Genomic DNA, 3,085 nt, shown 5'->3' with positions numbered 1-3,085 from the left:
GGACAATGGCCGGCATAGCGTTCGACGCGGGTGACGACCGGCTTGATCGGCGGCAGATCGATCTTGTCGTAGCGCTGCGCGAGGCGCTGATCCGCGTCAGTCAGCCCGGCACGGCAGTGCTGGCAATGCGCCGCCTTCGCGATCACCGTCTGATCGGGGTTCTCGGCAAGCAAGCGACCGCCACCCTCACGGCCGAGACTGCCTTTGCGGGGCCCCTTGCGCGGACTTTTCTCGGGCCGGTTTGGCTTCTGCCCGCGCGATGGCGGCAGGCTCGAATTGTCCGGCCGCTTCGGCGGTTCGTTTAGCCGCGCCTCCAACTCCGCAATCCGGCGTTCCGCATCCGAAAGCCGGATTGCCAGTTCCGCGTTCCTGCGCTCGGATGATTGCAACGCGTCCCATAGCGCGCGGATCAGCGCGTCTTTCTCAGCGTGCGATAGGAGAGACAGGTCAGGAAGCTCGTTCACGCCTCCCGTCGAATCGTATCCGCCGTGGTCACGTCAATTCACAATCGATTCAACTTATCGACGGACCAGGATGAGCAGATACGAAATCTCGGTCGTAAAGCGTTGCGTTGCTCATTTGGCATTCTCCGAACCTGCCGATAGCTTTGTCCGTGATTGCACGTTCAGCACCTCGATCCCGACTAGGTGCCCAATCTCATCCATATCCAACAGGATGCCTGGTTCCAGCTCCCTGGTCTCTGCAACGGTCGTGCCCTTCGGGCCGAACCGGACATAGACCGCATCTGTATCAGGATCATAGCTGGTCGTGATCATGGTCTAGATCCTCGATCAAAGCTCCATGATTCTGAGCGTTATACCAAATGCGAAGGATTTCGACGTCCGGGACGGAAACTCGGTGGACGATCACGTGGGGCCAGATCACGGTCAGCTCCAATGCCCCTGAAACTAAGCCAGAGCTCCCTCGCTCGGGCAGATATTCGAACCGATCACAGGCCGCGACGAATTGCACCGCGACGCGGGTGGCTGCGTGCGAGTTCTCGCGGCCGATATGTTGGCGGATATGGGCGAGGTCATCGAGTGCCTCAGCCGTGAAGATTACCGGCATTCAGGTTTTGGGAGCTCGTTCTCTGTTCCCCAGGAAAGCAGCCATTGCCGAACTTCCTCGTAGGGCACGGTGCGCCCGGCGTCCGCAGCTACAATCCCTTCCTTAACTGCCTCAACGAAAGCCTCAGTATCCGAGTTGTCCGGTATGGGTGTGGGGTTGGAGATCATTCAGCAGACTCTTCCTGATGGAGGTGGGCGCTACGCGCCGGCAGATCGGCTTCAAGGCCTTCTAGAAACGGCTGGGAGACGGGTGGAAGGCCATCGCCGGTGGGTAACTGCCGCTCGCCGGGTAGTAGCGTCGGAATACGTTCCAATGGTGGCTGCGCGCCAAGCTCGGCCTTATCCGGCTGTTCGTCATCAGACACCAGGACTGCGGCGCTAAACAGGCTGTAGCGGATGCCATCACGGTTGCCAGACCAGGCCACACGGTCATTCACGATATAGGCGTTGGCTGTGCCGGTCGGGCCGATCTGGCGGACTTCTAGCCATCCGCCATCTTTGAGCACTTGTAAGGCCGTTCTTACCGTGCGGTCGGTGCAGCCTATTAGGCTAGCCAGTGTTTTCTGACTGGCCACTAGAGCGTTGTGGCGGCCCATTTTCGACACGATCACATGCATGAGGGCGCAAGCCCTCGGGTTGCCTACGGCTAGCTGTGCCCATTTTTCGTGAGCTGCTCGTTCTGTTTGAACCCACGTTCCGCTGGGCGCGGTTGCGATACCGTAAGATTTTTCTCGGGCAGCCATTTTCACGAATCCAGAAAAAATTTTTCAAATTTGTATGTCAAATTTCCGCACCCCAGGCAATTTTTTTATTTCTTGAATCAAGAAAAATATTTCCCGAATTTTCCGCACCCCGGAAGTAGCTGGCTTCCGGGGGGTATAATATGATGAAAAAAAGGTTTTTTCTTTGCCTCTTCTATGATCTAGAGGAGCACTCCCGAAGGGGGCTGCCTGCCGTGCAGGTAGTCCACGGGGATGCGTAGCGGAGCGCCCCGACAGGAGGCTGGCGACGCGTAGCCATCCCGGTGGGCCCACCTGTGCGGACTGGCTGATCAGGCGGCCCTCAGGGCCGATGAATGAAGCGGCGGCAAATCGCGATGCGATTTGACCATGAATGGCGGCCCTGACGGGCCGCACTGGGTGAAAGCGAGGGACCGGCGCGGGCGCGATGCGCCCTACGGGTCTCCCGCTCTGCACTCGACCCGCGCCAGGCGGTCAGTAGCAGCGACGCGGGAAGCAAAAGCGGCATTGGGGACGAAGCGGCGAGGATGCCCGTAAAACCCCGTCAGACGGGCGCCCGCAGGTTTTGGGTTTTCCGCTGTTGGGGAGCGTCGGGACATAAAACCCGCTCTACGGCCTTCTGATGGGCCGAAATGGCCCGAAGTAACGAAACGCCCTGCGCTGTAGCATAAGCGGACAAAGTGGGAACGTTGACTGGTTGGGATGGAGGTTTTCTGCGGGTTTGAGCGGAGAGCGCGGTTCTGAGGCCGGAACCGCGCGATGACGGAAAACACCTGTTTTCCGTCGGTGGTCCGAGACCTGCCGAAAAGTCCCAGATTTTGTGCCGAATCATGTACGGAAAACATAGTCGGAATGGCATGATATACGGAAACCGTCTCGAAGGGGATTTCCGTACATGCTGATCGGCTACATGCGCGTCTCGACCGACAATGACCGACAGGTGCTCGACCTGCAACGCGACGCCCTGCTCGGAGCCGGGGTCGATGAGCGGCATCTGTTCGAGGATCGTGCCGGGGGCAGCCGGCGCGACCGGCCGGGCCTCGCTGCGGCACTGGCCTATCTGAAATCCGGCGATTGCCTCGTGGTCTGGAAGCTGGACCGGCTCGGCCGGTCGCTGCCGCATCTTCTGGAGACGGTGAACAGCCTTAGGGCGCGTGGCGTCGGCTTCCGGTCGCTGACCGAGCAGATGGACACCACGACGCCGCAGGGGGAATTCCTGTTTCATGTCTTTGGCGCTCTGGCGCAGTTCGAGCGTTCGCTGATCCAGGAGCGTGTGCA

At 59.7% G+C, this 3,085-nt stretch carries 5 protein-coding genes; 1 reads left to right on the top strand and 4 read right to left on the bottom strand.

All coding sequences use genetic code 11. The annotated features are described in order from the left end of the window. From RT91_RS17150 to RT91_RS20840, 4 genes are all read right to left on the bottom strand, one after another. A partial coding sequence (locus tag RT91_RS17150; RefSeq protein ID WP_240314187.1) for a DUF6444 domain-containing protein occupies nt 1–464 on the bottom strand: 464 nt, incomplete at its 3' end. A gap of 111 nt (nt 465–575) precedes the next feature. Further along, the gene (locus RT91_RS17145; protein ID WP_011930880.1) at nt 576–776 is read right to left on the bottom strand and encodes a DUF2283 domain-containing protein; all 201 of its coding nucleotides are present in this window, start codon (nt 774–776) and stop codon (nt 576–578) included. After that, complete coding sequence (locus RT91_RS17140; protein WP_011930881.1) at nt 757–1,068, bottom strand: type II toxin-antitoxin system RelE/ParE family toxin; 312 nt, start codon at nt 1,066–1,068, stop codon at nt 757–759. The genes RT91_RS17145 and RT91_RS17140 overlap by 20 nt, the downstream gene beginning before the upstream one ends. A gap of 163 nt (nt 1,069–1,231) precedes the next feature. Further along, nucleotides 1,232–1,684: a helix-turn-helix domain-containing protein gene (locus RT91_RS20840; protein ID WP_240314341.1), complete on the bottom strand. Its 453-nt coding sequence runs from the start codon at nt 1,682–1,684 to the stop codon at nt 1,232–1,234. Between the two features lie 1,018 nt (nt 1,685–2,702). On the opposite strand from RT91_RS20840, the gene RT91_RS17135 reads away from it, so the two are divergent. Further along, a partial coding sequence (locus RT91_RS17135) for a recombinase family protein (protein ID WP_035188703.1) occupies nt 2,703–3,085 on the top strand: 383 nt, incomplete at its 3' end.

It is taken from the genome of Acidiphilium sp. JA12-A1, from assembly GCF_000724705.2.
Taxonomy (GTDB): domain Bacteria; phylum Pseudomonadota; class Alphaproteobacteria; order Acetobacterales; family Acetobacteraceae; genus Acidiphilium; species Acidiphilium multivorum.
Note: the sequence above shows the minus strand (reverse complement) of the source record. Positions and strands in the feature narration are given on the sequence as shown.